Raw genomic sequence first — 24,993 nt, 5'->3', positions numbered from 1 at the left:
GCGCGCGTGGACACGGCGAGCCCTAGCGGCAGGACAATCCCGCGTCGATCGTGGTCCAGAAGCCGCAATGCTCCGATGCGCGCTGGGGGGCGCCGGCGTGGGCCTCGTACAGGAAGATCGCGACGGTGAAGGCGACGAGTGCGGAGAAGAGCGTGATGCGGTTGCGCATGGAGCTTTCGTTTAATCGACATCGTGGTCGAACTAAGGCGCCGTCACGCGCTGAAACCGCTGGCACGCGCGATCCGTAGATTCCCGGTCGGCCATTCCTAGTGCAGGGCGGTGGTCGATGCGGGGCTGTCCGCTCGACGTTGTTCCTCGGGCGGCCCCGCTTCACGTGGGCCGTAGCCCAGATGGAGCGCAGCGCAATCCGGGGATCGTGCCCTACGTTGCACTGTCCCGGATTTCGCTGCGCTCCATCCGGGCTACGAAATTACCGCGCCAGCCACTCCGCCACCTCTTTCTGCGATTCCGCGCGCGCCTGCGCGTTGGTGCCGAGATGGCCGCGCTCGGGCGCGCCGGCATCATTGCTGCCAGCTGCGTGCAGCGGCGTGTTGGCGCGGTCGAAATCGTGATAGGCGCCGGGATAGACCACGATGCGCGCGAGCGCGCTACGGCCATGCGCGCCCTCCACCATCTGGCGGCAGGCGGGCGGCGACGAGACGTCGTCATCGGCGCCGATCAGCACCAGGGTGGGCACGCGCGTGCTCCAGCCGAGGCCGGCCGAGATCCGGCAATCGGGATAGAACGCGACGGCAGCACGGAAATCCGGACCGAGATCCCGCGCGGCACTCTGCGGACGCACGGCCCAGAGCAGCGCGCTCGCGCCATTGGCCCAGCCCATCAGGCTGACGCGGTCGCGCGCCACCCAGCTCTGCTGCATCAGCCAGGCCCGGCTCGCCGCGATGTCGGCGACGCGCTCACGCCGCGCCTTGACGTGCATCTCCTTGACGCGGCATTGCGGCCCGAGCTCGCGCGAGCCGTAGCTGTCGGGCCACAGCACGGCGTTGCCGGCCCTGAGCAGGCGCTCGGCCCAGTCGCGATAGCGCGGCAGGATGGAATCGGAATGGCCGCCGAGCCCGCCGCAGCCGTGAAGCGCGATCACGGTCGGAAACGGGCCTGCTCCCTCGGGCTTGTAGAGCTGCGCATGGAGGACGCCCGACGCCAGCGGAATCTCGACTGCTAGCGGCGCCGGCGCGGCATGCGCGGCCGACATCACGAGCATCACGAACAAGGCGGTCAGTCGAAGGCGCATCGGACTCTGCCGTAGGGAGCTGCCGGAACCGGCGATCCTTCGCGCCAGAACTATCATGCGGAAACGGCGGCAAAACATCACAAACCGGTGGGTTTACCGGGCGGACAAGCCGCCCTATCTATGCTACATCCCGGCCAACACATCGTGCCCTCCAGGGGTTTCCTCGAGGGCGGCCTTCCACGGAGACTTTCGACCGTGCTGAACAAGTTCGGCCCTTCGGGCCATGGCGAAGCGCAGGTGCAATATCTCGACGGCGATTTCCGCGTGATCTCGCCGGGGACCTTCGTGCGCTGCGCCATCACCGACGCGCGGATTCCGCTCGACGAGCTGAAATACTGGAGCGTCGACCTGCAGGAGGCCTACGCCACGCCTGCCGCCGTGCTGCAGCGGCATTTTCCCGGCGCGCCGAGACCGCAGGACTCGTGATCCCGTCGTCAATCTCGTTCGCCTATTGCGACTCGGGTGCATCGCCGCCCATGCAAGTCTTGATCGCGCTCTTCCTGGATTCACCGACGATCTTCTGATCGATCGCCTGCTTCAGGCAGTCGACGCGCGCCTGCGCCAGGCAGAGCTGCAGCTGGTCGCGCTTGTCCTGCCCTTTCAGGCTCGCCGTCGTGGCAAGGCACGTTACGCGCTTGGTCGCGGGAACCGGCACGGTGGCGGTCGGAGCGGCGGCAGGTGGTGCGGATGTCTGAGCAAGGGCGGGCACCACCGGCAGACACATGAGGCTGGCGGTAAGAAGCGCGGACCGCAATTTCATCTGACCTCTCCTTGGACGCAGCTCTATCGATAAGAGCCTGGCCATGAATGCCGGCTGAATGGCGGCGTGCGGCAACCAGGTCGACACGAGCATCGATAAGGGTGTGTCAATTGCGACGATATGCGCGCGCGTGATTTGCCAGCCTCACCGCCGATGATCTCCGCCACGCCGCTCCGCGTTGCATCGAGCAATGCGCGCACTCAGTGGTTAGTCATTTCGCGCTGTGGTTGGATTCTTCGTTGCGATTCGGCGCCCTTAAGTTGTTCGACGAAGTCTTGGTGAAACAGAGGGCTGCTATAGTTGCGTGTTAGGTAACTGGCCCTGCTCCTTTTATCGCGCAGACAATCAAGCCAACCAACCGACCATTGAGCTTTGGAATTGGCGCAGTCTGTGAACGGGCTCATATCGAAGCGCCATCTGGACGGCTACGTTCACCAAGAAAATTCGCGGCGGAATATCAAGCCAAACGATGGGGATGATCATGCCCGCCATATTAGAGTTGCTCTATCGTGAATATTGTCGCGCCCGTCTTGCTGAAATGCGGAAACAGCTTCTGATCGCGACTGAACGCGCTCAGGCTCCGGACGCGGATCATCATCCTGCAGATCGGAAGGACGATGACAAGATGCACATGCATCGCAAACCCGATTACCGCGCGCCGCACTGAAGCGGCCCGACCACGGGCAACCTCTCCCGCGTAGCAATGACCAAGCAATTGGCAACAGTTTGGGAGCCTGCAATGAATACACCCGAATACTATACTGTCATGGTGGCCTGCCTCTCGTGCCTGACCATTATCGGAATGATGGCCGCTGGGGCGTGGTGAGCATAACTGACTGCTGAAGCACGATCGCCGCGGAGAACCGCGGCCGCTGGCAAGCACGTTTCAATCCGACCCATGGCACCGGACGCAGCACGCATCGTATTACATCGTTCGTCGATGGACGCCAGACCTTCGGCTTGCAGACGTGATTGATCCCTTGATGTGAGCGTTGCCGCCGCCTGCAACGCCTGCGGCGGCTTCGCTCGAGATCCGGAGTCAGCCTCCGGGCGGAGTATATGAAGCACGCAGCTTCGCCGCGTTCTGGCGGACCTGCTTGATCTCGTCCTGCGTGAACAACCGGGTCAGCTTCACGTTCTGCAGGGTGCCTGCCGTAACGGTCAGTCCGGAAATGGCCGGAGCCACGCCCGGATCAGGCACATCGAAAATCACCAGAACGCCTGGGCCGTCGGCCGCAACGCTGTACATCGAAATCAGCTTTCCGCCGGCGGCTTCAATGAGCTTCCTGGCGGCCTCCTGGCGATTGGTCGTGGGATTTTCCAAGATAGCGTTGAGCGCGCGTGGTGTGTATTGTCCGGTGAGGCAAAAATGCATGGCATGTTCTCCTCTGAACTCTTAGCAATACCTCTTCATGCCGTTCCGAGCTGGTCGTTACGGCCGTCGCACCTGAAATGATGAAGATACATGCCCGCCGTGGGCATAAACGCCGTCGATAATTTCCGGGAGTTCGGCACGTCCCGGTGACGGCTCTCATGAAAGGCTACATCAACTCCCGGACGTGCGGAAGAGACTTTGTCGCCCGCGACATGACAGCTCGGTTCACACATCGCATCGCGCCAGTTCATTCGCCATCACACGTTGCGTTCGCGCAGGAAAGCGCGAGGCGCAATCTTCGCGGAATAGCCTTGCCTTCCTAGGAGATCATCGCCTGCCGAATCTTCGCTCGCGCGCCTTGTAGAGCTGGTCGCCGATCAACTGGCGCAGCGCGGCGGGATCGTCGAACTCGAGATGGACGGCAAACGGCACGATGTCGTCAGGCACGCCCTCTCTGCCGCGCAGGCGTGCGAGATCTTTTTCCGTCGTCACCAGCGTGAGCTGCTCGCGCAGGGCCTCCGCCGCGAGGGCTGCGATCTCCTCGCGCGAGAACATGTGGTGATCGGCGAAGGCGCGCGTGCGCGCGACGTCGATGCCGCCAGCGCGAAGGGTGCGGAAGAAGCGTTCGGGATCACCGATGCCGGCGAAGGCGAACACCTTCCGGCCGAGCAGTTGCGCGAGCGAGCCCGCATCCGGCTTCAACCGTGCGCGCAGCTCGGGCTTGTTGCGCTTGGCGAGCTCGGCGGCGACATCGTTGGCGGCGCGGCCGTCGCCGATCAGCACCAGCGCGTCGGTGCGCGCAAGCTGGGCCTGCAGCGGCGCGCGCAACGGGCCTGCCGGGAACACCTGGCCGTTGCCGAGGCCGCGCTCGCTGTCGATCACGATCAGCGAAGCATCCTTGAGCAGGCGCGGGTTCTGGAAACCGTCGTCCATCAGGATGACGGTGGCGCCTTGCGACTTCGCCAGCGCAACACCGTCGACGCGGTCGCGCGCGACCACGACCGGGACGTCGCGCGCCATCATCAAGGGCTCGTCGCCGACATCGGCGGCGGTGTGACGGTCGCGGCCGACCATGACGGGGCCTTTCAGGCGCCCGCCATAGCCGCGGCTGAGCACCACAGGCGTTTCGCCGAGCCCGCGCAACAGCTTCGTCAGCGCCAGCACGGTCGGCGTCTTGCCGGCGCCGCCGACATGGTAATTGCCGACGCAGATCACGGGGATGCCGGCATCCTTGCCCTCGCGCAGCATGCGCCGTTCGGTGATCGCGCCGTAGAGCGCGCCGAGCGGCCATAACGCATAGGACGGAAGAGAACGTGGCCGGTACCAGAAGGCCGGCTCACGCATTGGCGGCCCCCATCTCGATGCGCAATTGCAGCAGATAGGGCTCGAGCGCCGTCATGGTGCGATCCAGTGCGCCGCCGAGCCGCTCGACCACGCCGGTGCCGGCGCGCTGCATTGTCTCGCGCAAAGCGGGATCGGCCAGCAGCTGGCCGAGCTGCTTGACCAGCGCTTCCTGATTATCGGCCTGCCGCGCCGCGCCGCTCGCATCGAGCGCCTCGAACACATCGGTGAAGTTGAAGACGTGCGGACCATGGACGATGGCGGCGCCGAGCTTGATCGCCTCGATCGGATTCTGTCCGCCGTGGCGGATCAGCGACCCGCCCATGAACACGATCGGCGAGAGGCGGTAGAACAGGCCGAGCTCGCCCATGGTGTCGGCGACATAGATGTCGGTGGTCGCGCCCGGCAGTTCTTCGCGCGAGCGCAGCGCCGGCGTCAGGCCGGAGGCCGTGATCAGGCCAGCGATCGAGGAGCCGCGATCGGGATGCCGCGGCACGATCACCGTGAGGAGCTGCGGGAAGAAGCCGACGAGGCTGCGATGCGCGGCGACCAGCATCTCGTCCTCGCCCGGATGGGTCGAGGCCGCGACGATAATCGGCCGCCCGCGCGTCATCGCCATCAGCCGCTCGAGCTTGGCGGGATCGGCCGGCGGCGCCGGCACGTCGAGCTTGAGATTCCCTGTCGTGGCGACGTCGCGGCCGCCGAGCGCGGCGAAGCGCTCGGCATCGATCTTCGACTGCGCCAGGCAGATGTCGAACCGCGACAGCAGCGCCGAGATGGTGCCGTGCATGCGCCGCCAGCGCGGGAAGGAGCGCGGCGACATCCGTCCGTTGATCAGCACCATCGGCACGCGGCGCGCGGCGCCCGCCAGGATCAGGTTCGGCCACAGATCGGATTCGATGAACAGCGCCAGCGACGGCTTCCAGTGATCGAGGAAGCGCGCGACATAACGCGGAGAATCATACGGCACGTATTGATGGATGACGTCGGGCGGAAAGCGCTTGGCGACCACCGCGGCCGAGGTGACGGTGCCCGAGGTGAGCAGGATGCGCAGATTGAGATCGCGCAAACGCTCGATCAGCGCCGCCGCGGCCAGCACCTCGCCGACGCTGGCACCGTGGATCCAGACCAGCGGGCCGTGCGGCCGCACGTCCCGCGACAGACCGCGCCGCTCGCCGACGCGCGCGGGATCTTCCTTGCCCTGCTTCAGCCGCCGCTTGATCAGCGCGGGCGCAAGCGGCACCAGGCCGGAGGCCAGGCGCCGGTACATCCGCAGCGTGATCGGCAACGCAATGGGCAGCGATTTAGGCATCTTGAGGCCCCGGACGGCCGAGTTGCGCATAGGCGCGCCGGGTCGCCTCGTTCAAGGTCTCTTCCAGCTCCAGCCGCAGCGCTTCCATCGTGGCGGCATCCGCATCCGGTGGCACGTGGATTTCCTTGATGCCGACCAGGACGCCCCGCCCGAACGGCAGATTGATGGTGGTGCGGTCCCAGTTCTTCAGCCGGATGAAGCGGCTGGTCGCCATCGCGAAAGGCATGATCGGCCGCCCGGATTCCCGTGCCAGCATGATGATGCCGAGTCCCGCCACGCGCGCGCGCTTGGGGACATCGGCGGTCAGCGCGACATTACAACCGTCCTGCAGCGTCCGCACCATTTCCTTGAAGGCGCCGACGCCGCCTTTGCGGTGGAAGGCGCTGCCATGATCGCCGGAACCGCGGATCAGGCCGATGCCGAGCCGCTCCACCGCGATGGCGTTGAACTCGCCGTCGCGATGCCGGGAGATCAGGACCTTGGCCCGGTAGGAGTCCTTGTTCTTGATGAAGGGCGTGAGGAAATGCTGGCCGTGCCAGAACGCGAAGATCGCCGGGATCTGCGGCTCGACGATGTCATAGACATCGGGCGGATCGAACGTGAACTTGTTGGTGCGCCAGACCAGACGCAGATATTCGGCCGCCAGAAATCCGACGGCACGCTGAAACCAGCTGCTTCGCAGCGTATTGCGAAGCAGTTTTTTCAACGTGCCGGTTCTTGATTGGGGTCGAGCAGCCGATGGAGATGGACGATGAAATAGCGCATCTGCGCATTGTCGACCGTGCTCTGCGCCTTGGCCCGCCAGGCGGCGTGGGCGGTCGCATAATTCGGGTAGAGGCCGACGATCTCGACGTCGTCGAGATTCTTGAAGACGTTCTGCTCGAGATCGACGAGCTCGCCGCCGATGACGAGGTGGAGCAGTTGTTGCTGGGCACTATCTGGCATGAGTTCTGTTCCTAGCGGGCGGCCCGGCAAAGCAGTGTTCGACGAGCACGACGACGGGCGCTTCAGGCCAAGGGGCGATCTCGAAAATGCGCGACAATGCCCGCATGACGATCGCGCCCCGCTGCCACCAGCACCCCGTGCGCCACTTCCCGGCGGTTATAGAGGATGGGTTCTCCGGAGAGGTCGCTCATCCTACCATCGGCTTCCTGCACGATCAAATCGGCCGCCGCAAGGTCCCAATCATGGCTGTTGCCGCCCGCAAAAGCCGCATCCAGCGCGCCATGGGCGACCCGGCACAGGCGCAGCGCCAGCGAGCCGATTCGCGGATGCAGCTGGATGTCGCCGAGCGAGGGCTTCAGGCGCTCGACCAGGGGTTTCGGCCCGGCGACGCGGGCGAAGTCCAGCTCGGCTCCGCCCGTCGCCCGCACCGGGACGTCGTTGAGCGTCGTGCCGCGTCCGCGCGCGGCGAAGAAGAACTCGCCGCTCACAGGCGCGAACACTGCACCGAGCACGGGCGTTGCATCCTCGACCAGCGCGACGCTGACGCACCAATCGTCATGGCCGTTGAGGTAGTTGCGCGTGCCGTCGATGGGATCGACGATCCAGGTCAGCCGCCGCGACAGCCGGGCTGCGTCGTCGGCGCTCTCCTCCGAGAGCCAGCCATAATCCGGCGTCGCACTGCGCAAGCGCGTTTCGAGGAGATCGTTGACGGCGATGTCGGCTTCCGACACCGGCGAGGATGCGCCCTTGATCCACTTCTTCAGCTCGGTGCGGAACATCGACTGCGCCAGTGCGCCCGCTTCCCGCACCGTGTCCTGCAGCAGCGCGGCATCGCGGGTCAGGATCGTGTCGTTCGCGTCAGCGTCCGCCAAGCGTCAAGCCCTCGATGCGCACCGTCGGCGCATTGATGCCGTAGCGGAATTCGAGATTGTTCGCCGGCTGCATCGACTTGAAGATCTCGAACAGATGGCCGGCGATCGTCACCTCGCTGACGGGATAGGTGATCTCGCCATTCTCGATCCAGAAGCCGGAGGCGCCGCGGCTGTAATCGCCGGTGACGCCGTTGACGCCCGAGCCGATCAGATCGGTGACGTAGAAGCCCTGCTTGATGTCTGAGATCAATTCGGCCGGCGTCGGCGTGCCGGGTTCGAGATGCAGATTGTAGGGGCCCGGCGAGGGCGAGGAGGAGACGCCGCGATGGGCGTGACCGGTGGTGGAAAGGCCGAGCTCGCGCGCGGTGGCGCAGTCGAGCAGCCAGGTCGTCAGCACGCCCTCGTCGATCAGCGCGATCTTCTTCACGGCGACGCCTTCGGCGTCGAAGGTCTGCGAGCGCAGGCCGCGCTTGCGCAGGGGATCGTCGATGATGCGGATGTTCTTGGCAAACAGCTGCTGGCCGAGCTTGTCCTTCAGGAAGCTGGTCTTGCGCGCGATCGAGGCGCCGTTGATGGCACCGACGACATGGCCGACCAGCGAGCCGGCGACGCGCGGATCGAACACCACGGGCACCTTGCAGGTCTCGACCTTGCGCGGGTTGGAGCGCGCCACCGTACGCTCGCCGGCGGAACGGCCGACGACCTCCGGTGACAAGAGGTCGGCGGCATGCGGCGCCGAGGTGAAGTCGTAGTCGCGCTCCATGCCGGTGCCCTCGCCCGAGATGGCGGTGGCGGAGATGCCCTGGCTGGAGCGCAAGTAGGAGCCGTGGAAACCGGTCGAGGTGACCAGCACCATGCCGCCCATGCCGGCGGAGGCCGAAGCGCCGCCGGATTTCGTGACGCCCTTCACGGCGAGCGCGGCGGCTTCGGCCGTAAGCGCGCGGCGCTCGAGCTCGCTGGTCGCGGGAATGTCGGGATCGAGCAGGTCGAGATCGGGGAAGTCGCGCGCGAGCAGCGCGGGATCGGCGAGGCCGACATATTTGTCGTCGGGCGCCACGCGCGCCATCGCGACCGCGCGTTCGGCAAGCTTGGTGACGGCATCGCCGCTGACGTCGTTGGTCGAGACCACCGCCTGGCGCTGGCCGACCAGCACACGCAGGCCGACATCGTCGCCCTCGGAGCGCTCGGATTCCTCGACGCGTCCGTCGCGCACCTCGACGCCCTGCGAGACGCCGCGCACGGCGACCGCATCGGCCGCGTCTGCGCCCGCGCGCCTGGCCGCCTCGACCAGCCGCTGCGCGAGATCGGAGAGCGCGGACTGGTCGAACAGGTCGCGATTGGCTGTGGTCGAGCTTGCGGATGGTGAAGAGTTCACGAACGAAATCCTGTTGGGGCGGGGGTTCGGGACCGGAACCCACAGATGTGCCCTGATCGCGCGGACTTCAAGCATTTTCAGCCCGCCAAAAGCTCAGATTCGCACCATCGGCGCAACGTCTCGTCAATCATGCGTGCCAAGGTCTTGTCAATCATGAGGAGCAGTGACGGTGGGTTAACCAGCCTTTTTAAGCGGTTTCGGAGGGGCGCGCGCTAAGGTCCTCGCATCGACCGGGAACATAATCCCGGCGGGGAGAACGAAAGCCGTGAGGCGTCAAACAGCAACATGCGGGGTCGCTCCCGCCGGGTCGAGCCGCTCTCTGCGGCTCGACCCTCTTTCCCTCCCGGTCCGCTTCGATGCGCACGATCCGCGCGCCGACGGATACACGAGGCAGATCGAGCTTCATCGCGAACGTGTCGTGCTGCGCCGTGCCGTCCGCGGCATGCAGATGGCGATCAACGTCCGCGTCAGCGACTTCACCGGCGTCGCGCTGCGCGGCAATGACGAGGCGCAGGCCCTCGTCCTCGTGCATCGCGATCCCTCGTTGTCCGTGCCGCTGCTGGTCGGGGCCGATGGCGACGAGCTCAATGAAGCCTGGGCGATCTGGAGCGAGATCTTCGCGCTGCCGCAGCTCGACGAAGGCGCGCGCAAGCCCGCCGCCCGCCGCCGCCGCGCCAATGCGATCCGCGCCCGCCGTCCGAAATTCCTGATGCGCCGCCGCGTTGCGATGGCGCGCGAGCTCACCGTTCATCGCGAAGAACGCGAGATCATCGCGCGGAATTGAGCGGCAGCCACAATTGCCGCAGGGCGGGTTAGCCGTAGCGTAACCCGCCTCTTTGCGTTCTACTCGGACAGAATTTGGCGGATTGCGCTTCGCTGATCCGCCCTGCGCATCCTACGAGAGCTGTGCCCGCATCGCCGCGTCCGCGAGCAATCCCGCGAACAGCAGCAGGCCCGCATATTTGTTCGACTTGAACAGCCGCAGGCACAATTCGGGATCGTCGATCCGCAAGCGCATGATCTGCCACGCCAGATGCGCAGCGAAGGCGGTGAGCCCGAGCCAGGCCGGCCAGCGCGCATCGCCCGAGGCCAGCGCGATGCCGATCAGCATCACCGCGACGCCATAGAACAGGATCAGCGCCTGATGCGTATGGGCGCCGAACAGGCGCGCGGTGGATTTGACACCGATCAGCGCGTCGTCCTCGGCGTCCTGATGCGCATAGATCGTGTCGTAGCCGATCACCCAGGCGATCGAACCGGCATAGAGCACCAGCGCAGTGACGTCGATGCGTCCGAAGGTGACGGCGAAGCCCATCAGCGCGCCCCAGGAGAAGGCGAGCCCGAGAAAGACCTGCGGCCACCACGTGACGCGCTTCATGAAGGGATAGATGGCGACGACCAGGAGCGAGGCGATGCCGGTCATGACGGCAAAGTGGTTGAACTGCAGCAGCACGACCAACCCGACCAGCGCCAGAGCGACCAGGAAGGCCAGCGCCTGCGTCACGGTGATCTGCCCCGCAGGCAGCGGCCGCGAGCGGGTGCGCTCGACCTTGTCGTCGAGATCGCGATCGGTGATGTCGTTCCAGGCGCAGCCCGCCCCGCGCATCGCGAAGGCACCGATGAAGAACAGGACGATGGTCAGCGGCAGGCCGCGGACGTCATGCGCCATGCCGCTCGCGAGCGCTGCCGACCACCAGCACGGCATCAGCAGCAGCCAAGAGCCGATCGGACGATCGAAGCGGGACAAGCGGAGGTAAGGCCGCGCCCATTGCGGCGCGCGTGTATCGACCCAGTTGCCGGTGGAATCGGCAACGCGGGCGGATGTGTCGCTCATCGGGTGAGGACGTTGCCGTTGAGTGTGTCGAAGGTGCTACCGCCCTTCTTGCCGGCATTGGCCTCAGGCGCCGAGCCCGAGCCCAGCACCTCGCTCAGCGACGGGCCTGCGGGGCGCGCCTGCTGCTGCTGCATCTGCGTCGCGACGTTGCAGACCTTGGTCGCCATGGCCTCGGTGTTCTTGTGGCCGTCCTTCATCTGCGCGCCGACCTGCGGCGGGATTCCGCATTTGGCGGCGTGCGTGTCGATGTACTTGATCATCTTCGACTCGGCCTGGCTGAAATTGCGGATCAGCTTGCAGGCCTCGTCAGGCGGCGCGTGACGGTCGCTCGCGGCCTTGATCAGCTTGCCGCGCTTCTCGGCCTCTTCGCGCAGGGGCATGAACGCCTTCATGCAGTCCTCGCCGGGACCGGCCTGCGTCGGCGGCGCCGCGCTGAAAGCACCAGCGCCACCGATCGGGGCGGCGCCGTTCACGGGAAATGACGATTGCGGAGCCGCACCGACCGACGCGGTCGGCGCCGCACCGTTCACCGGCGGAAACGCCGAACTGGCGGGAGCCTGATTGGGCAGCGGCGCCGGGAACGCGCTTTGCGCGTAAGCACCTGAGGCAACCATGGTGACCATGGCCGCAGCGATCGGAACCATCAAACGACGGATCATCAAGAAATTCTCTCCGGCAGGAGCTGACGGGGTCCGGCGTCTTCCCAATAGAAGCGCAACCAGCGTGCTCGCGATTTTACGATTCCCGCCGGCGCTTAACAACCCGCCGAATAGGGCAAGAGCGCGGCGCGCCGACGCAGCGGTTCGGCAATATTTACCCCCGGAAGGGCTGCTTTCGGTTAATAACGGCGCCAAATCGGACTTTTGAACGATGCCCGCCCACGATTTTCGCGCTCCCCGCCTGTTCGTCGATGCCTCCCTTGCCCAGGACGCCAGGGTCGCGCTCGACCGCGACCAGAGCAATTATCTCGGCAACGTGCTGCGGCTCGCCGCCGGGGCCGAGGTTTTGGCCTTCAACGGCCGCGACGGCGAGTGGCAGGCCGCCATTGAAGGCCGCAAGCGGCCGGACGGCCTCGTCATCCTCCAGCAGACCCGGCCGCAGGACCGGCTTGCCGACCTCGCCTACGTCTTCGCCCCGCTGAAGCATGCCCGGCTCGACTACATGGTCCAGAAGGCCATCGAGATGGGCGCCGCCGCCCTGCAGCCGGTGCTGACCCGGTTCACCCAGGCCTCGCGGGTCAATACCGAGAGGATGCGGGCCAATGTCGTCGAGGCGGCCGAGCAGTGCGGTATCCTGAGCATCGCCACCGTCGCCGAACCGGTCGCCCTGGAGCGCTTTTTGAGCCAGCGCCCGGCCGACCGGCTGCTGATCTTCTGCGATGAGGCCGCGGAAGTCGAAAACCCGGTCCAGAGCCTGCAGGCCGCCCGCGAGGCCGCCCAGGGTATCGACGTCCTGATCGGCCCCGAAGGGGGCTTCGCCGAGGAAGAGCGGGCCCTCCTGCTGCGGCAGCCCAAGATCCTCCGGCTGGCCCTGGGTCCCCGGATCATGCGGGCCGACACGGCCGCCGTGGCGGCGCTGGCGCTGGTCCAGGCGGTGCTGGGCGATTGGGGCGGCCGGACCACCGAAGCCAAGTCCAGCTGATTCCCCGTTAAGCGATTGATCCTTTGGAGGTCGAAACCGCGCATCGGCCATGCTAAGGGCTGCGCAATTCTTGTCCTTCCCCTTGCCCTGCCCGGTTCCACCGGGATGATGGACCCCTGTTATGACCGCGACTGCCACCTCAAATGCTGCCGGCTCCGCCGCCTGGGCGGATACGCTGCTCTTGTCGTTCGCGCAGGCCGGCTATGTCAGGGCCGAGCCGGCGATCCTGCAGCCGGCCGAGCCGTTCCTCGACCTCTCCGGCGAGGACATCCGCAAGAGCCTGTACCTGACCACGGACCTCACGGGCGAGGAGCTGTGCCTGCGCCCGGACCTGACCATTCCGGTCGCCCGCGACTACCTCGCCTCCAGCCGCGCCGGCCAGCCGGCCGGTTTCAGCTATCTCGGCCCGGTGTTTCGTTACCGCAGCGGCCAGGCCAGCGAATTCCTGCAGGCCGGCATCGAATCGTTCGGCCGCCAGGACCGCGCCGCGGCCGATGCCGAGACGCTGGCCCTGGCGCTGGAGGCGACCGCGGCCTTCGGCGTCCGCGACGTCGAGATCCGCACCGGCGACGTGGCGCTGTTCAACGCACTGCTCGACGCGCTCGACCTCTACCCGGTCTGGCGCCGCCGCCTGGTCAAGGATTTCAACCGCAAGATCAGCCTGGAGCAGGATCTGGAGCGGCTGGCGGCCGCGACCACCGCGACCCGCAGCGAATATGAGGGCGTGCTCGCAGCCCTCGCCGGCTCCGACCGCAAGGCCGCGCTCGCCTTCGTGACCGACCTGATGTCGATCGCGGGCACCACCAATGTCGGCGGCCGCACCACCGCCGAGATCGCCGATCGCTTCCTCGAGCAATCGACGCTGAAGGGCGGCGCGCTGTCGCGCGAAGCGATCACCGTGCTCAAGCGCTTCCTGTCGATATCGGGCAGCCCCGACGATTCCATCGCCGCGCTGCGCGCGCTCACCAATGATGCCAAGCTCGACCTTGCCGCGGCCATCGACCAGTTCGAAAGCCGGGTCGGCTTCATGGCCGCGCGCGGCATCGACGTGAAGCAGGCGCGCTTCTCGACCGCGTTCGGACGCGGCCTCGACTATTACACCGGCTTCGAATTCGAGCTGCATCACCGCGGCAACGGCGCCGAGCCGCTGGTCGCCGGCGGCCGCTATGACGGGCTGATGACCCAGCTCGGATCGTCTGAACCCATTCCCGCGGTCGGCTTCTCGGTCTGGGTGGATGCGCTGACCAGGATCGGCCGCAAGGTGGGAGCTTAAGTCATGAGCGCGCCATTCGTTCTGGCCGTTCCCTCCAAGGGCCGCCTGCAGGAGAACACCGAAGCCTTCTTTGCCCGCGCGGGCCTGAAGCTGTCGAAGGCCGGCGGCGCGCGCGACTACCGCGGCACCATCGCCGGCCTCGACAATGTCGAGGTCGCCTATCTCTCGGCGAGCGAGATCGCATCGCAAGTGTCGCGGGGCGTCGCGCATCTCGGCGTCACCGGCGAAGACCTGGTGCGCGAGAACATCGCCGATGCCGACAACCGCGTGTCGCTGATCGACGGGCTCGGCTTCGGCTATGCCGACGTCGTCGTCGCGGTGCCGCAGGCCTGGATCGACGTCCGCACCATGGCCGATCTCGACGACGTCACCACCGGCTTCCGCGAGCAGCATCACATGCGGATGCGGGTCGCGACCAAGTTCGTCAATCTCACCCGGGCGTTCTTCCAGACCCACGGCATCACCGATTACCGCATCGTCGAAAGCGCAGGCGCGACCGAAGGCGCACCTGCGGCCGGCAGCGCCGAGCTGATCGTCGACATCACGACGACCGGCGCGACGCTTGCCGCCAACGGCCTGCGGGTGCTCGACGACGGTATGATCCTGCGCAGCCAGGCCAATCTCGTGGCGTCGAAGGACGCGGACTGGTCGCCGCAGGCCCGCGAGACGGCGCGCGTGATCCTCGATCACATCGCGGCACGGGCGCGGGCCAACAAATACCGCGAGGTCCGCACCCGCTTCCGGCAATGCGACGCCGCCCTGCTCGGCGAGGCCCACAGCCGGTTCGGCGTCGAGGCCCCGTTCGGCGGACCGACCTCGTCAGGCATGCTGACGTTGCACTGCCCACCGGGGCAGCTCTATGCACTGGCGAGCTTCCTGCGCGAGCATGGCGCCGAGACCGTCTCGGTGGTCTCGCTCGATTACGTGTTCGACCGCGAGAACCCGCTGTTCGCAAAGCTCGAAGCGTTCCTGCGGCGGTGAGCCCAGGTCCGCTCGGCTTTTTCGTTCAGCTTTGCGACAGCAAACGGCAGCTACCATATGCTGTTGAGATGACTTAGACCGCCTCTGGAACCTCGACCGATGACGCTGGGCTCTGACGTATCAGGCATGACGACCAATGCGGCCAGCGCCGCCGCGAAGGGACTGTCGATCGTCGTCCCCGTCTTCAACGAGGCGGCCGGCCTCGGCGCCCTGCATCAGCGCGTCTGCGATCTCGCAAGAGTTTTGCGGGAGCGCTACCGGCTGTCTTGCGAGATCGTCTATGTCGACGACGGCAGCAAGGATGCGACGCTGGCCATCGCACGCAGCCTGCCGGCAGATGCGATCGACGTCCAGGTGGTGTCGCTCTCGCGCAATTTCGGCAAGGAGGCGGCGTTGATGGCCGGCCTCGACCACGCCCGGCTCGGCGCCGTCATGTTCATGGACGGTGACGGCCAGCATCCGCCGGCCCTGATCGAACAGCTGGTGCGGCACTGGATCGAAGACGGCTATGACGTCGTCTACACCGCCAAGGCGCATCGCGACAACGAGACCTTCCTGCGCCGCGTCGCCGTGCACGGCTTCTATGCGCTGATCAATTGGGGCGCACGCCAGAAGATTCCCGAGGACGCCGGCGATTTCCGCCTGCTCTCCCCGCGCGCGGTCGCAGCCCTCAGGCAATTGCCCGAGCGCAACCGCTTCTTCAAAGGCCTCGCCAGCTGGATCGGATTCCGCCAGATCCGCGTCGATTACGAGCCCGCGGCGCGCTCCCATGGCGTCACCACCTTCAACGCCGCAAGCCTGCTCGGCCTGTCGATCGAGGGCCTGACCTCGTTTTCGGTGGCGCCCCTGCGCTTCGCCAGCCTGCTCGGCGTCATCCTCGCCGGAGGCGCCTTCCTGTTCGGCCTGTCGATCCTCTGGGAGGTGCTCACGACCGGCAAGCAGGTGCCCGGCTATCCCTCGCTCGTGATCGGCCTGATGACGATCGGCGGCGTGCAGCTCATCATGATCGGCATCGTCGGCGAATATATCGGCAAGATCCTCTCCGAGCTGAAGGCGCGCCCGATCTACTTCGTCGCCGAGCACAGCGAGAAGCGCTTCGAAACCGACAAGGCTGACGACGCCGCGAAGAGGACGGCGGCCGAATGAGCGAGGCCGCGGACCTGCGGCGGATCTGGCTCTGCGCCGACGATTACGGCATCAGCCCGGGCGTCAACCGCGCCATCCGCGACCTGATCGAACGCGGCCGCCTCAACGCCACCTCGGTGATGATGGTGGGCCCGGCGATCGAACGCAGCGAGATCGAAGCGCTCCAGGCGTCCGCGGCAGCGAGCCCGCGCTGCGCGATCGGATTGCACGTGACGCTGTCGGCGCCGTTCCGCCCCCTCACCATACATTTCCGTCCGCTCGACGGCGACATGTTCATGCCGTTTCCGAAGCTGCTGCGCGCGGGCGTCTTGCGGCGGCTCGATCGCGAATTCTTCCGCAACGAGGTGAAGGCGCAGCTCGCCGCCTTCACGGAGGCGTTCGGCCGCGCGCCCGATTTCGTCGACGGCCACCAGCATGTGCAGCTTTATCCGCAGGTGCGCGACGGCTTCGTCGATGCTGTCGTAGATGGCGCGCCGAACGCCTGGGTGCGCCAGGGCGGCCGCGACCTGCCGCTCAAGCAGCGGCTGGCCTCTCCCAAGGCCCTGGTGCTCGATGTGCTCAGCACGCAATTCCGCCGCCGCGCCGGCAGCGCCGGTCTGAGCTTCAATCCCGGCTTCGCCGGCGCCTATGACTTCGCGCGGGCGACCGATTTCGGCGAGCTGATGCGGCAGTTCCTGGAAGGTCTGCCGGATGGCGGCCTCGTGATGTGCCATCCCGGCTTCGTCGACGACGTCCTCGCCGGACTCGATCCGATGACGGATGTCCGCGAACGCGAGCAGGCCTATCTCGCGAGCGACGCCTTCCCGCGTCTGCTGGCGGACAGTGGCGCCACGCTGAGGTGACAAAGGCGGACAGCAAGCCGCAGAGGCAGCTTGTCGCATACCGAAATTTAATCCGGCCGGCACTGTTGGGGCCACAATGGAACCCTACATCTGCCTCGCGCTTGTTTTGCGCGAGGGAGATTGATCATGACGCCGCAGGAACGCCAGCTCGTCGACGACCTGTTCGACCGGCTTTCGAAACTGGAAAATGCACCGCGCGATCCCGACGCGATCGCCGCGATCTCCGACGGGCTGCGCAAGGCGCCCGGCGCGGTCTATGCGCTGGTCCAGACCACGTTGTTGCAGGACGAGGCGTTGAAGCGCGCCCATAACCGCATCCAGGAGCTGGAGGCGGCCCATGCACCCGAGCAGGCACAGTCCGGCGGCTTCCTCGACACCATGCGTGACACGCTGTTCGGCGGAGGCCCCTCGCGCGGCTCGGTTCCGAACGTGCCGCCGCGTGAGCAGCGGCCTGTCTGGAACACCGGCGGAGCAATGCAGCAGGGCCAGCCGGGTTACGGCGCACCGCCGCCTTATGGACAGGCCTACGGCCAAGGTCCGGGCCAGGGTTATGGCGCTCCGCCCGTCGGCGGTGGCGGCGGCTCGTTCCTCGGCACGGCGGCGGCGGCCGCGGCCGGCGTCGTCGGCGGCTCGCTGTTGCTCTCCAGCATCCGCGGCATGATGGGCGGATCGCACCAGCAAGGTTTCGGCGATAGCGCTGCGCTCGGTGACCGCGGCGCTGGTGGAAGCCCCTGGGGCGGCAGCGACCAGTCCGGCGGCTCGCTCGCGCGCGATGCCGGTCTCGACGACATCGGCTCGAACCGCGAGTCCCGCCAGGGCTTCTTCGACCAGGCGTCGAACGATCGGAGCAATGACAACAACGATCAGAACTACGACAACGGCGACGGCAATATGGACATGGCCGACGACAGCGATTTCGGCGGCGACGACGATGGCGGCAGCGATTACGCGTAAGTCGCGGTTCTTTTAAAAAACAACGGCCGCTGATGAGGCGGCCGTTTTCATTTCGAGCGTCTTACTCAGGGTTCACATCACCACGACCTTGGTGCCGACATTGACACGGCCATAGAGGTCGATGACGTCCTCGTTGCGCATGCGGATGCAGCCGGAGGAAACGTTGGTGCCGATGGTCCAGGGCTCGTTGGAGCCGTGGATGCGATAGAGCGTCGAGCCCAGATACATCGCGCGGGCGCCGAGCGGGTTCTCGGGGCCGCCTTCCATGTGCCGGGGCAAATCGGGGCGACGGGCGATCATCTCCGCCGGCGGCGTCCAGTCCGGCCATTCGCGCTTGGCCGTGATCGACTTCACGCCTGACCAGGTGAAACCGGGGCGCCCGACACCGATGCCGTAGCGCATCGCCCGGCCGTTACCCTCGACGAGATAGAGGAACTTGTTCGGGGTATCGACCACGATCGTGCCGGGAGTTTCCTTGCCGCTATAGTCAACGAGTTGTTTCTCGAATTTCGGATCGAACTGACGCTGCCGCGGATCGACCGCATCCTGCTGCAGTCCGCCTTGCTGATATCCGCCTTGCTGATATCCGCCCTGCATCTGCAGCTCGCCCATCGGCGGCAGACGGCGCTGATCGTAATAACCCGGCTGCTGCTGATACACCGGCCGCTCGGGCGCGTAGGCCGGACCGCGGCCGGGACCATCACCGAACAGGAACTCGATGAAGCCGCCGCCCATGTTGGCATTGGAGGCGACGCGCACCGGTGCCGGCGGCACCTGCGGCGCATAGAGCACCGCGGGCGGATCGTTCGGCACGGTGTTGTCGAAGGCGCTGGCGTCGTTCGCGCCGGCAATGAAGGTGCAAGCGCTGGCGAGCAGCGCGACAGGCATTTTCTTGAACATCGACGTACTCTGTACTGTTTCGTCTAGATCACATGCGTCGTGGAAGGCGCCTGGCTGATCCGCCGCCGCGACGTGGTCAATAAAAAGCAAAAGCCGTTTTGTTTGGTAAACGGAACGCGGGTTTGGATTCACCACGTCGTCAGGCGCACGGCAATTTGGCGATCAGCGTTTATTTTCGATGAACGCGGCGCGGCCATGGTTAATCGCTTCTTTGCACGGCGTCGCGCGAGCCCGCACAACAGTTCCTGCTGTGAACTTCGTGTTAAATCGCTTCTGCCTACAAAGACGCGTGAGTGAGGTGGGGGGAGTATCCTGATGGCTGTTCACCGCAAACGTTTTCGCGTTGAGGATATCGCTGGTGGCGAGATGCCGATTTTGGACGTAACTGAAGAGGCAATCCCGATGCATAGCGAGATCATGGCCGAGCTACGTGCGATCCGCGCCCAGATGGCGAAGGGCGTCGTAGCGGCACCGCTGTCCGGCAGCGCGGCCATGGCGGCGATCGATGCCTCCACCGCCCACGAGCTTTCCGAAGCCCGCACCATGCTCGAAACCTATCGGGCGCAGATCGAACAGTGCGAGAAGCTGAAGGTCGAGCTCGACCTCATTCACGACGCCATCGATCGCACCAAACGCGAGATCGCGACGCTGCACGGCAAGAGCTTCGACGGCGGCGAGATGGCCAAGGTCAATGGCGAGCTCGGCGCGGTGGTCGGCGGTACCGAGCAGGCGACCCAGCAGATCCTCGAAGCCGCGGAATCGATCGACCAGGCCGCCAGCGCGATGTCCAAAGTGGATTCGATCGACCAGCAGAAGCGGCTCGCCGACGACATCCAGGAACGCGTCATCTCGATCTTCGAAGCCTGCAACTTCCAGGACCTGACCGGCCAGCGCATCAGCAAGGTCATGACCACGATGAAGTTCATCGAGCAGCATATCAATGCGATGATGGACATCTGGGGCGGCGTCGACGCCATCAAGTCGCATGTGCCGGCCCCAGTCGACAATCGCACCGAGGACGAAAAGCTCCTCAACGGTCCGAAGCTCTCCGGCGACGTCGGCCACGCCTCGCAGGACGACATCGACGCGCTGTTCGACTGAGCGGACGGGATACGGAAAAGCGAAACGCCGGCCCTGGGGGCTGGCGTTTTTGCTTTTGGATCCACCATCTCCGCTGTCATCGTCCGCGAAGGCGGACGATCCAGTATTCCAGAGACAGCAATGATTGAGCCGAGAGGCCGCGGCGCACTGGATGCCCCGCCTGCGCGGGGCATGACGGCGGAGCGAGTGCTACGCCCTCGGCGCGCAGCGGACGTAGACCATGTTGCCGTAGCGGGTGGCGGCGTCCTTGTCGATGAAGCGGGTGATCAGGACGCGGCCGTCGAAGGAGACGATTTCGCGGTCCTGCTCGCCGGGGGTCGGGCCCGCCGGTCCGATGTAGTTCTTGCCGCTCGGCGAGCCCTTCAGCCGCAGCTCCTGCGGCGTCGCCTGGTCGGCCAGATGCATAATCACGCCGCCGGAGGAACCGGCGGTGATCACGTAAGGGTTCTTGCACTGGGCCCGGGCGGCCGCCTCGGTGCGGGCGCGGTCGGCCGGGTTCTGGAACGAGGCCAGGCCCCAGCGGCCCACGATCTCGTCGGCGCGAATGGTCGCAGGCATTTCGGGAGCAACGCCCGGCTCGGCGTCGGGCGGCGGCGAGGACGACGAGAAGGACGGCAGGCTCATGCCGCCGCCGCAGGCGCCCAGCAGCAGCGCCAGACAAGAGGCGGCCGCCAGATTGGCAACCGTGCGCGCGTGAGCTGAACTGATCATGGCATTCCCCCGGACAAAACCATGGCCGCACCCCTCCCGCAGCCAAGCGCAAAAAAGCTGCCGGAGCAATGACGTCCTTTGATACGTCTGTGCCCCGAACAAGTTTCCAATGCCAACATCCTATATCCGCCTCAACAACCGCTTAACCACCTTTGCTTGACAGGATCGCGGCCAAGCCATATTTCCGGGCCCACTATTAGCACTCGGAAAGCCCGATTGCTAAGCGCGCCGTTCGATCCTCGGGATAGGGGCCGGACGGAAGCGCCGCCCCACCCACTTCCACACCTTCCGAAGCGAGCCTCCAAAGGGAAACGTCATGGCTAAATCCAAATTTCGTCCGCTGCATGACCGTGTCGTGGTCAAACGTATCGACGCCGAGGAAAAGACCAAGGGCGGCATCATCATTCCCGACACCGCCAAGGAAAAGCCGTCCCAGGGCGAAATCGTCGCCGTCGGCCCCGGCGGCCGTGACGAGGCCGGCAAGCTGGTCCCCATCGACCTCAAGGTCGGCGACCGCGTGCTGTTCGGCAAGTGGTCGGGCACCGAGGTCAAGATCGACAACGAAGACCTCCTGATCATGAAGGAGTCGGACATCATGGGCGTTCTGGCCTAAGGCCATCCGCCTGAACAGCCGCTGAATGTGATGCCCGGATCCAGGCGGTCCGGGCATCCATCATTCCGCCCGACAGCACAAAACAAGACACATCACGAAACACGAGGGACTGCAGACATGGCTGCCAAAGACGTCAAGTTTTCCGGAGACGCACGCGATCGCATGCTGCGCGGCGTCGACATTCTCGCCAACGCCGTCAAGGTGACGCTCGGCCCGAAGGGCCGCAACGTCGTCATCGAGAAATCGTTCGGCGCTCCCCGCATCACCAAGGACGGCGTCACCGTCGCCAAGGAGATCGAGCTCGAGGACAAGTTCGAGAACATGGGCGCCCAGATGGTGCGTGAGGTCGCCTCCAAGACCAACGACCTCGCCGGCGACGGCACCACCACCGCGACCGTGCTGGCCCAGGCCATCGTGCGCGAGGGCGCCAAGGCGGTTGCTGCCGGCATGAATCCGATGGACCTCAAGCGCGGCATCGACAGCGCCGTGGCAGCCGTCATCAAGGACATCGAGAAGCGCGCCAAGCCGGTCGCCGCCTCCTCCGAGGTCGCCCAGGTCGGCACCATCTCGGCCAATGGCGATGCCGCCATCGGCAAGATGATCGCCCAGGCGATGCAGAAGGTCGGCAACGAGGGCGTCATCACCGTCGAAGAGAACAAGTCGCTCGACACCGAAGTCGACATCGTCGAGGGCATGAAGTTCGACCGCGGCTATCTCAGCCCCTACTTCGTCACCAACCCCGAGAAGATGACCGCCGAGCTCGAGGACGCCTACATCCTCCTGCACGAGAAGAAGCTCTCGGGCCTGCAGGCCATGCTGCCGGTGCTGGAAGCCGTGGTGCAGTCGGGCAAGCCGCTCGTCATCATCGCCGAGGACGTCGAGGGCGAGGCGCTGGCCACCCTGGTCGTCAACCGGCTCCGTGGCGGCCTGAAGGTGGCCGCGGTGAAGGCGCCGGGCTTCGGCGATCGCCGCAAGGCCATGCTCGAGGATCTCGCGATCCTCACCGGCGGCCAGCTCATCTCCGAAGACCTCGGCATGAAGCTCGAGAACGTCACGGTCAAGATGCTGGGCCGCGCCGGCAAGGTCGTGATCGACAAGGAGAACACCACGATCGTCAAGGGTGCCGGCAAGAAGCCGGAGATCGAGGCCCGCGTCGGCCAGATCAAGGCCCAGATCGAGGAGACCACCTCGGACTACGACCGCGAGAAGCTCCAGGAGCGCCTCGCCAAGCTCGCGGGCGGCGTCGCGGTGATCCGCGTCGGCGGCGCGACCGAGATCGAGGTCAAGGAGAAGAAGGACCGCGTCGAGGACGCGCTCAACGCCACCCGGGCCGCGGTGCAGGAAGGCATCGTCCCCGGCGGCGGCGTCGCGCTGCTCCGCGCCAAGAAGGCGGTCGGCCGTCTTAGCAACGCCAATGCCGACGTCCAGGCCGGCATCAACATCGTGCTGAAAGCGCTGGAAGCTCCGATCCGCCAGATCTCCGAGAACGCCGGCGTGGAAGGCTCGATCGTGGTCGGCAAGATCCTGGAGAACAAGTCGGAGACCTTCGGCTTCGACGCCCAGAACGAGGACTATGTCGACATGGTCGAGAAGGGCATCATCGACCCCGCCAAGGTGGTGCGCACCGCGCTGCAGGACGCCGCCTCGATCGCCGGCCTGCTGGTGACCACCGAGGCCATGGTCGCCGAGTCGCCGAAGAAGGAAGCCGCGCCCGCCATGCCCGCTGGCGGCGGTATGGGCGGCTTCTGAGGCCGACTTCACCTGACACGATTGCGAAGGCCGCCTCCGGGCGGCCTTCTTTTTGGGAACGATGGGTACCGCTTTCCAATTCAATCCACGGCCAAAAACCACTACGGTGGCGCCGATTCTATTGTTTGAGCATGATCTTTTCGGAAAAACGCTTCTCACTTTTCCGGATCATGCTCGTTGCTCGAGGATGTCGTCGATGCGCGCGCTTCTGGTTTGTTCGACAGCCCTGTTGGCAGTTCTGCTGGCAGTTTCACCGGAGGTCGCCTCCGCCCAGATGAAGCTGTCGCCCAAGGCCACGGCGCCCGGTGGCGTGGAGACGCGCTATTTCACCTCGATCGACGGGTTGATGGACGGCAATGCCGACGTGATCCTGAAGGAGACGCGCCAGGGCAAGACGGTCACGGCGGCGGTACTCGACGTCTGTTACCCCATCGCGAAGAATTCCGACCGCAAGGACCGCTTCGTCGTCAATCTTCAGGTCGCGGGCCAGAACCTGACCGGCACCACGCAGAGTGTCGGTGAGAAGGCCCCCGTCAGCGTCAAGCTGCTGCGCAAGCAGAGCGGCGACACCTTCGAGTTTCGCGGCCAGATCAGCATCGGCCAAGTGGTGACCGAGGTCACCTCGCCCGATAATTCCGATCTCAGCGAGAAGGAATTTCAGGACAATCAGACCTCCGACGACGGCATCACGCCGCAGCCGAAGGATTTCACCGACGTCTCGCCGGAGGCGATTGCGGTCAAGGTCAAGCTCGACGCTGCAACCGACTTCCTGAAGAGCCTGAAGGGCCAGGACGTCGAGGTGACGCTGGCGAGCCTCAATGTCGGCTGCGATGCGCTGCGCGCAGGCGAGCAGACCATCAACATGTCGGTCGATCCCGAGCGCGCCGGCGCGCTGCTGGCGAAGTTCAAGGCGACGCCAGGCGTCACCGCCGCTGGCTGGACCGCCGGGATGACCGAGATGGACCGCACGATCCGCTTTCCCGCGGCCGAGTGGCGCGAGGGGGACAAGATCAACCGCAACAAGCTCGCGAGCACTGTTGCGAACGTCCTGAGCCGGACGCTCGCGGCAAAGCCGGTCTCGCAAAGCTTCAACCCCGCCACCGGCAAGCTCAAGCTGGTGTTCAAGCGGCCGAACCAGGATTTTCCCGCGCTCGAGCTGACCGACACGATCGAGGTCGCAGGCCTTGTCTCGCCGGACAAGCCGGGCACCACCGACAAGCTCATGCTCTGGATCGGCAGCCCCGCGACGACGACCGCCGACGAGAGCAGCGGGTCTAAGCTCAATCTCTCCGACGACGCCTCGGTGGACGAGGAAGGCGAGCAGCCCGACGACAACGGTTCGATCGAGGCGCTCGCCAAGGAGCTCAGGGGCCAGCGCTGGGACGCCGACAAGTCGGTGTGGAAGTGATACAACACGCACACCACCCTTGGTCATCGCCCGCGAAGGCGGGCGATCCAGTACTCCGAGATGGTTGTGATTGGATCGATGGGGCTGCGGCGTACTGGATTCCCCGCCTGCGCGGGGAATGACAGATCCCTAATTCCCCGTCGTCCTGAAGCGCAGCGACTTCGGGCCGATCAGCGTCAGCACGTCGCCCTGGCGCTTCCAGGTCTCGACGCTGGAGAGCGCCGCGACGAGCTCGTCGTCTGCCTGGGCTCTCGCCGGCGGGCAGGAGCGATCCTGGATCTGCCCGGGCACGAAGATCACGGTGTTGCCGGCGACCGAGAACTGGCCCTTGCCGCCCTTGCACCAGAGCTCCAGCAAGACCTCGCCATGGTCGCCGATCTCGATGTTCGGAATCCGCTTGGAGCCTGCTTGCGGCAACGCTTCCAGCGTCATCTCGGTGCCGAACGGAAAACCGTCCTCGGCACGCGCGAGCGTGGACATCGCGAGCATTGCAACCGCCGCACACACCATCTGCTTGAGCGAAACCATGAGACCTCTCGTCCGACCCGATTTGCGGCACCTTCTATAAGACGGCGGCCCCATTGAGAAGGTTCGCCCGCACGCAAAAA

28 protein-coding genes are annotated in these 24,993 nt (G+C 65.7%); 13 read left to right on the top strand and 15 right to left on the bottom strand.

Annotated elements, in window-relative coordinates; all coding sequences use genetic code 11:
* Positions 1-22: 22 nt before the first annotated feature.
* Both AC0WRY_RS05635 and AC0WRY_RS05630 read right to left on the bottom strand, forming a co-directional pair.
* The gene (locus AC0WRY_RS05635; RefSeq protein ID WP_491122773.1) at positions 23-169 is read right to left on the bottom strand and encodes a hypothetical protein; all 147 of its coding nucleotides are present in this window, start codon (positions 167-169) and stop codon (positions 23-25) included.
* Between the two features lie 261 nt (positions 170-430).
* Positions 431-1,252, bottom strand: coding sequence for a dienelactone hydrolase family protein (locus tag AC0WRY_RS05630; protein WP_491122772.1), 822 nt, complete (start codon positions 1,250-1,252; stop codon positions 431-433).
* Positions 1,253-1,447: 195 nt separating this feature from the next.
* Here AC0WRY_RS05630 and AC0WRY_RS05625 point away from each other — a divergent pair, with 195 nt between their 5' ends.
* Positions 1,448-1,678 (top strand): DUF2093 domain-containing protein, encoded by a 231-nt coding sequence (locus tag AC0WRY_RS05625; RefSeq protein WP_211418521.1) that lies wholly within the window; start codon positions 1,448-1,450, stop codon positions 1,676-1,678.
* A gap of 22 nt (positions 1,679-1,700) precedes the next feature.
* Here the strand turns inward: AC0WRY_RS05625 and AC0WRY_RS05620 are convergent, their stop codons facing one another.
* Positions 1,701-2,012, bottom strand: a complete 312-nt coding sequence (locus tag AC0WRY_RS05620) for a hypothetical protein (RefSeq protein ID WP_491122771.1) — start codon at positions 2,010-2,012, stop codon at positions 1,701-1,703.
* 469 nt (positions 2,013-2,481) lie between these two features.
* Between AC0WRY_RS05620 and AC0WRY_RS05615 the strand changes: the two genes are divergently transcribed.
* Positions 2,482-2,679, top strand: coding sequence for a hypothetical protein (locus AC0WRY_RS05615; RefSeq protein ID WP_259215836.1), 198 nt, complete (start codon positions 2,482-2,484; stop codon positions 2,677-2,679).
* Positions 2,680-3,051: 372 nt separating this feature from the next.
* Here AC0WRY_RS05615 and AC0WRY_RS05610 read toward each other — a convergent pair whose 3' ends face one another.
* From AC0WRY_RS05610 to AC0WRY_RS05580, 7 genes are all read right to left on the bottom strand, one after another.
* Positions 3,052-3,387, bottom strand: coding sequence for a GYD domain-containing protein (locus tag AC0WRY_RS05610; RefSeq protein ID WP_194406043.1), 336 nt, complete (start codon positions 3,385-3,387; stop codon positions 3,052-3,054).
* A 327-nt stretch (positions 3,388-3,714) separates the two neighbouring features.
* On the bottom strand, positions 3,715-4,731 hold the full coding sequence (gene lpxK, locus AC0WRY_RS05605; RefSeq protein ID WP_491122770.1) for a tetraacyldisaccharide 4'-kinase: 1,017 nt from the start codon (positions 4,729-4,731) through the stop codon (positions 3,715-3,717).
* Positions 4,724-6,070, bottom strand: a complete 1,347-nt coding sequence (locus AC0WRY_RS05600; RefSeq protein WP_259215828.1) for a 3-deoxy-D-manno-octulosonic acid transferase — start codon at positions 6,068-6,070, stop codon at positions 4,724-4,726. The genes lpxK and AC0WRY_RS05600 overlap by 8 nt, the downstream gene beginning before the upstream one ends.
* Positions 6,033-6,746, bottom strand: coding sequence for a lysophospholipid acyltransferase family protein (locus AC0WRY_RS05595; RefSeq protein WP_491122769.1), 714 nt, complete (start codon positions 6,744-6,746; stop codon positions 6,033-6,035). Before AC0WRY_RS05595 ends, AC0WRY_RS05600 begins: the two co-directional genes overlap by 38 nt.
* Positions 6,743-6,985: a DUF4170 domain-containing protein gene (locus AC0WRY_RS05590; RefSeq protein WP_194406039.1), complete on the bottom strand. Its 243-nt coding sequence runs from the start codon at positions 6,983-6,985 to the stop codon at positions 6,743-6,745. Before AC0WRY_RS05590 ends, AC0WRY_RS05595 begins: the two co-directional genes overlap by 4 nt.
* 62 nt (positions 6,986-7,047) lie before the next feature.
* Positions 7,048-7,857 (bottom strand): 3'(2'),5'-bisphosphate nucleotidase CysQ, encoded by an 810-nt coding sequence (locus tag AC0WRY_RS05585; RefSeq protein ID WP_194406038.1) that lies wholly within the window; start codon positions 7,855-7,857, stop codon positions 7,048-7,050.
* Positions 7,844-9,232 (bottom strand): TldD/PmbA family protein, encoded by a 1,389-nt coding sequence (locus AC0WRY_RS05580; RefSeq protein ID WP_491122768.1) that lies wholly within the window; start codon positions 9,230-9,232, stop codon positions 7,844-7,846. The genes AC0WRY_RS05585 and AC0WRY_RS05580 overlap by 14 nt, the downstream gene beginning before the upstream one ends.
* Positions 9,233-9,497: 265 nt before the next feature.
* Between AC0WRY_RS05580 and AC0WRY_RS05575 the strand changes: the two genes are divergently transcribed.
* Positions 9,498-10,016: a DUF6101 family protein gene (locus tag AC0WRY_RS05575; protein ID WP_194406036.1), complete on the top strand. Its 519-nt coding sequence runs from the start codon at positions 9,498-9,500 to the stop codon at positions 10,014-10,016.
* A 111-nt stretch (positions 10,017-10,127) separates the two neighbouring features.
* On the opposite strand, the gene ubiA is transcribed toward AC0WRY_RS05575, so the two are convergent.
* The gene (ubiA, locus tag AC0WRY_RS05570) at positions 10,128-11,066 is read right to left on the bottom strand and encodes a 4-hydroxybenzoate octaprenyltransferase (protein ID WP_194406035.1); all 939 of its coding nucleotides are present in this window, start codon (positions 11,064-11,066) and stop codon (positions 10,128-10,130) included.
* A complete protein-coding gene (locus AC0WRY_RS05565; RefSeq protein ID WP_194406034.1) occupies positions 11,063-11,725 on the bottom strand; it encodes a hypothetical protein in 663 nt (220 codons plus the stop codon). The genes ubiA and AC0WRY_RS05565 overlap by 4 nt, the downstream gene beginning before the upstream one ends.
* A gap of 211 nt (positions 11,726-11,936) precedes the next feature.
* On the opposite strand from AC0WRY_RS05565, the gene AC0WRY_RS05560 reads away from it, so the two are divergent.
* The 6 genes from AC0WRY_RS05560 (at position 11,937) to AC0WRY_RS05535 (ending at position 17,903) form a co-directional block, all read left to right on the top strand.
* On the top strand, positions 11,937-12,707 hold the full coding sequence (locus tag AC0WRY_RS05560) for a 16S rRNA (uracil(1498)-N(3))-methyltransferase (protein ID WP_491122767.1): 771 nt from the start codon (positions 11,937-11,939) through the stop codon (positions 12,705-12,707).
* A gap of 121 nt (positions 12,708-12,828) precedes the next feature.
* Complete coding sequence (locus AC0WRY_RS05555) at positions 12,829-13,980, top strand: ATP phosphoribosyltransferase regulatory subunit (RefSeq protein WP_194406032.1); 1,152 nt, start codon at positions 12,829-12,831, stop codon at positions 13,978-13,980.
* Between the two features lie 3 nt (positions 13,981-13,983).
* Entirely contained in the window at positions 13,984-14,961 is a 978-nt protein-coding gene (hisG, locus tag AC0WRY_RS05550; RefSeq protein ID WP_194406031.1) for an ATP phosphoribosyltransferase, read from the top strand.
* Between the two features lie 99 nt (positions 14,962-15,060).
* Positions 15,061-16,107 carry a glycosyltransferase family 2 protein gene (locus AC0WRY_RS05545; RefSeq protein ID WP_194406030.1) on the top strand — a complete coding sequence of 349 codons (1,047 nt, stop codon included), beginning with the start codon at positions 15,061-15,063 and terminating at the stop codon, positions 16,105-16,107.
* On the top strand, positions 16,104-16,949 hold the full coding sequence (locus AC0WRY_RS05540; RefSeq protein WP_194406029.1) for a ChbG/HpnK family deacetylase: 846 nt from the start codon (positions 16,104-16,106) through the stop codon (positions 16,947-16,949). The genes AC0WRY_RS05545 and AC0WRY_RS05540 overlap by 4 nt, the downstream gene beginning before the upstream one ends.
* A 126-nt stretch (positions 16,950-17,075) precedes the next feature.
* On the top strand, positions 17,076-17,903 hold the full coding sequence (locus AC0WRY_RS05535) for a DUF2076 domain-containing protein (protein WP_194406028.1): 828 nt from the start codon (positions 17,076-17,078) through the stop codon (positions 17,901-17,903).
* A 72-nt stretch (positions 17,904-17,975) separates the two neighbouring features.
* Here AC0WRY_RS05535 and AC0WRY_RS05530 read toward each other — a convergent pair whose 3' ends face one another.
* Positions 17,976-18,803, bottom strand: a complete 828-nt coding sequence (locus tag AC0WRY_RS05530; protein ID WP_194406027.1) for a L,D-transpeptidase — start codon at positions 18,801-18,803, stop codon at positions 17,976-17,978.
* A 315-nt stretch (positions 18,804-19,118) separates the two neighbouring features.
* On the opposite strand from AC0WRY_RS05530, the gene AC0WRY_RS05525 reads away from it, so the two are divergent.
* On the top strand, positions 19,119-19,904 hold the full coding sequence (locus tag AC0WRY_RS05525) for a protein phosphatase CheZ (RefSeq protein WP_194406026.1): 786 nt from the start codon (positions 19,119-19,121) through the stop codon (positions 19,902-19,904).
* Between the two features lie 189 nt (positions 19,905-20,093).
* Here the strand turns inward: AC0WRY_RS05525 and AC0WRY_RS05520 are convergent, their stop codons facing one another.
* On the bottom strand, positions 20,094-20,615 hold the full coding sequence (locus tag AC0WRY_RS05520) for a hypothetical protein (RefSeq protein ID WP_063197393.1): 522 nt from the start codon (positions 20,613-20,615) through the stop codon (positions 20,094-20,096).
* A 316-nt stretch (positions 20,616-20,931) separates the two neighbouring features.
* Between AC0WRY_RS05520 and AC0WRY_RS05515 the strand changes: the two genes are divergently transcribed.
* The 3 genes from AC0WRY_RS05515 (at position 20,932) to AC0WRY_RS05505 (ending at position 24,385) form a co-directional block, all read left to right on the top strand.
* The gene (locus AC0WRY_RS05515; RefSeq protein WP_097657489.1) at positions 20,932-21,228 is read left to right on the top strand and encodes a co-chaperone GroES; all 297 of its coding nucleotides are present in this window, start codon (positions 20,932-20,934) and stop codon (positions 21,226-21,228) included.
* Positions 21,229-21,345: 117 nt separating this feature from the next.
* Positions 21,346-22,977, top strand: a complete 1,632-nt coding sequence (groL, locus tag AC0WRY_RS05510) for a chaperonin GroEL (protein ID WP_194406025.1) — start codon at positions 21,346-21,348, stop codon at positions 22,975-22,977.
* Between the two features lie 196 nt (positions 22,978-23,173).
* Positions 23,174-24,385 carry a hypothetical protein gene (locus AC0WRY_RS05505; RefSeq protein WP_194406024.1) on the top strand — a complete coding sequence of 404 codons (1,212 nt, stop codon included), beginning with the start codon at positions 23,174-23,176 and terminating at the stop codon, positions 24,383-24,385.
* Between the two features lie 129 nt (positions 24,386-24,514).
* Here AC0WRY_RS05505 and AC0WRY_RS05500 read toward each other — a convergent pair whose 3' ends face one another.
* On the bottom strand, positions 24,515-24,913 hold the full coding sequence (locus AC0WRY_RS05500) for an META domain-containing protein (protein ID WP_194406023.1): 399 nt from the start codon (positions 24,911-24,913) through the stop codon (positions 24,515-24,517).
* Positions 24,914-24,993 lie beyond the last annotated feature (80 nt).

Source organism: Bradyrhizobium sp. T-12 (assembly GCF_058314695.1).
The sequence above is the reverse complement of the archived record's forward strand: the minus strand, read 5'-3'. Positions and strand labels throughout refer to the sequence as shown.

What these genes read in the sequence shown, in the direction of transcription:
- AC0WRY_RS05635 (WP_491122773.1), bottom strand. Translation starts at nt 169, where the DNA reads ATGCGCAACCGCATCACGCTCTTCTCCGCACTCGTCGCCTTCACCGTC.
- AC0WRY_RS05630 (WP_491122772.1), bottom strand. Translation starts at nt 1,252, where the DNA reads ATGCGCCTTCGACTGACCGCCTTGTTCGTGATGCTCGTGATGTCGGCC.
- AC0WRY_RS05620 (WP_491122771.1), bottom strand. Translation starts at nt 2,012, where the DNA reads ATGAAATTGCGGTCCGCGCTTCTTACCGCCAGCCTCATGTGTCTGCCG.
- AC0WRY_RS05615 (WP_259215836.1), top strand. Translation starts at nt 2,482, where the DNA reads ATGGGGATGATCATGCCCGCCATATTAGAGTTGCTCTATCGTGAATAT.
- AC0WRY_RS05610 (WP_194406043.1), bottom strand. Translation starts at nt 3,387, where the DNA reads ATGCATTTTTGCCTCACCGGACAATACACACCACGCGCGCTCAACGCT.
- lpxK (WP_491122770.1), bottom strand. Translation starts at nt 4,731, where the DNA reads ATGCGTGAGCCGGCCTTCTGGTACCGGCCACGTTCTCTTCCGTCCTAT.
- AC0WRY_RS05600 (WP_259215828.1), bottom strand. Translation starts at nt 6,070, where the DNA reads ATGCGCAACTCGGCCGTCCGGGGCCTCAAGATGCCTAAATCGCTGCCC.
- AC0WRY_RS05590 (WP_194406039.1), bottom strand. Translation starts at nt 6,985, where the DNA reads ATGCCAGATAGTGCCCAGCAACAACTGCTCCACCTCGTCATCGGCGGC.
- ubiA (WP_194406035.1), bottom strand. Translation starts at nt 11,066, where the DNA reads ATGAGCGACACATCCGCCCGCGTTGCCGATTCCACCGGCAACTGGGTC.
- AC0WRY_RS05565 (WP_194406034.1), bottom strand. Translation starts at nt 11,725, where the DNA reads ATGATCCGTCGTTTGATGGTTCCGATCGCTGCGGCCATGGTCACCATG.
- AC0WRY_RS05560 (WP_491122767.1), top strand. Translation starts at nt 11,937, where the DNA reads ATGCCCGCCCACGATTTTCGCGCTCCCCGCCTGTTCGTCGATGCCTCC.
- AC0WRY_RS05555 (WP_194406032.1), top strand. Translation starts at nt 12,829, where the DNA reads ATGACCGCGACTGCCACCTCAAATGCTGCCGGCTCCGCCGCCTGGGCG.
- hisG (WP_194406031.1), top strand. Translation starts at nt 13,984, where the DNA reads ATGAGCGCGCCATTCGTTCTGGCCGTTCCCTCCAAGGGCCGCCTGCAG.
- AC0WRY_RS05545 (WP_194406030.1), top strand. Translation starts at nt 15,061, where the DNA reads ATGACGCTGGGCTCTGACGTATCAGGCATGACGACCAATGCGGCCAGC.
- AC0WRY_RS05540 (WP_194406029.1), top strand. Translation starts at nt 16,104, where the DNA reads ATGAGCGAGGCCGCGGACCTGCGGCGGATCTGGCTCTGCGCCGACGAT.
- AC0WRY_RS05535 (WP_194406028.1), top strand. Translation starts at nt 17,076, where the DNA reads ATGACGCCGCAGGAACGCCAGCTCGTCGACGACCTGTTCGACCGGCTT.
- AC0WRY_RS05530 (WP_194406027.1), bottom strand. Translation starts at nt 18,803, where the DNA reads ATGTTCAAGAAAATGCCTGTCGCGCTGCTCGCCAGCGCTTGCACCTTC.
- AC0WRY_RS05525 (WP_194406026.1), top strand. Translation starts at nt 19,119, where the DNA reads ATGGCTGTTCACCGCAAACGTTTTCGCGTTGAGGATATCGCTGGTGGC.
- AC0WRY_RS05520 (WP_063197393.1), bottom strand. Translation starts at nt 20,615, where the DNA reads ATGATCAGTTCAGCTCACGCGCGCACGGTTGCCAATCTGGCGGCCGCC.
- AC0WRY_RS05515 (WP_097657489.1), top strand. Translation starts at nt 20,932, where the DNA reads ATGGCTAAATCCAAATTTCGTCCGCTGCATGACCGTGTCGTGGTCAAA.
- groL (WP_194406025.1), top strand. Translation starts at nt 21,346, where the DNA reads ATGGCTGCCAAAGACGTCAAGTTTTCCGGAGACGCACGCGATCGCATG.
- AC0WRY_RS05505 (WP_194406024.1), top strand. Translation starts at nt 23,174, where the DNA reads ATGCGCGCGCTTCTGGTTTGTTCGACAGCCCTGTTGGCAGTTCTGCTG.
- AC0WRY_RS05500 (WP_194406023.1), bottom strand. Translation starts at nt 24,913, where the DNA reads ATGGTTTCGCTCAAGCAGATGGTGTGTGCGGCGGTTGCAATGCTCGCG.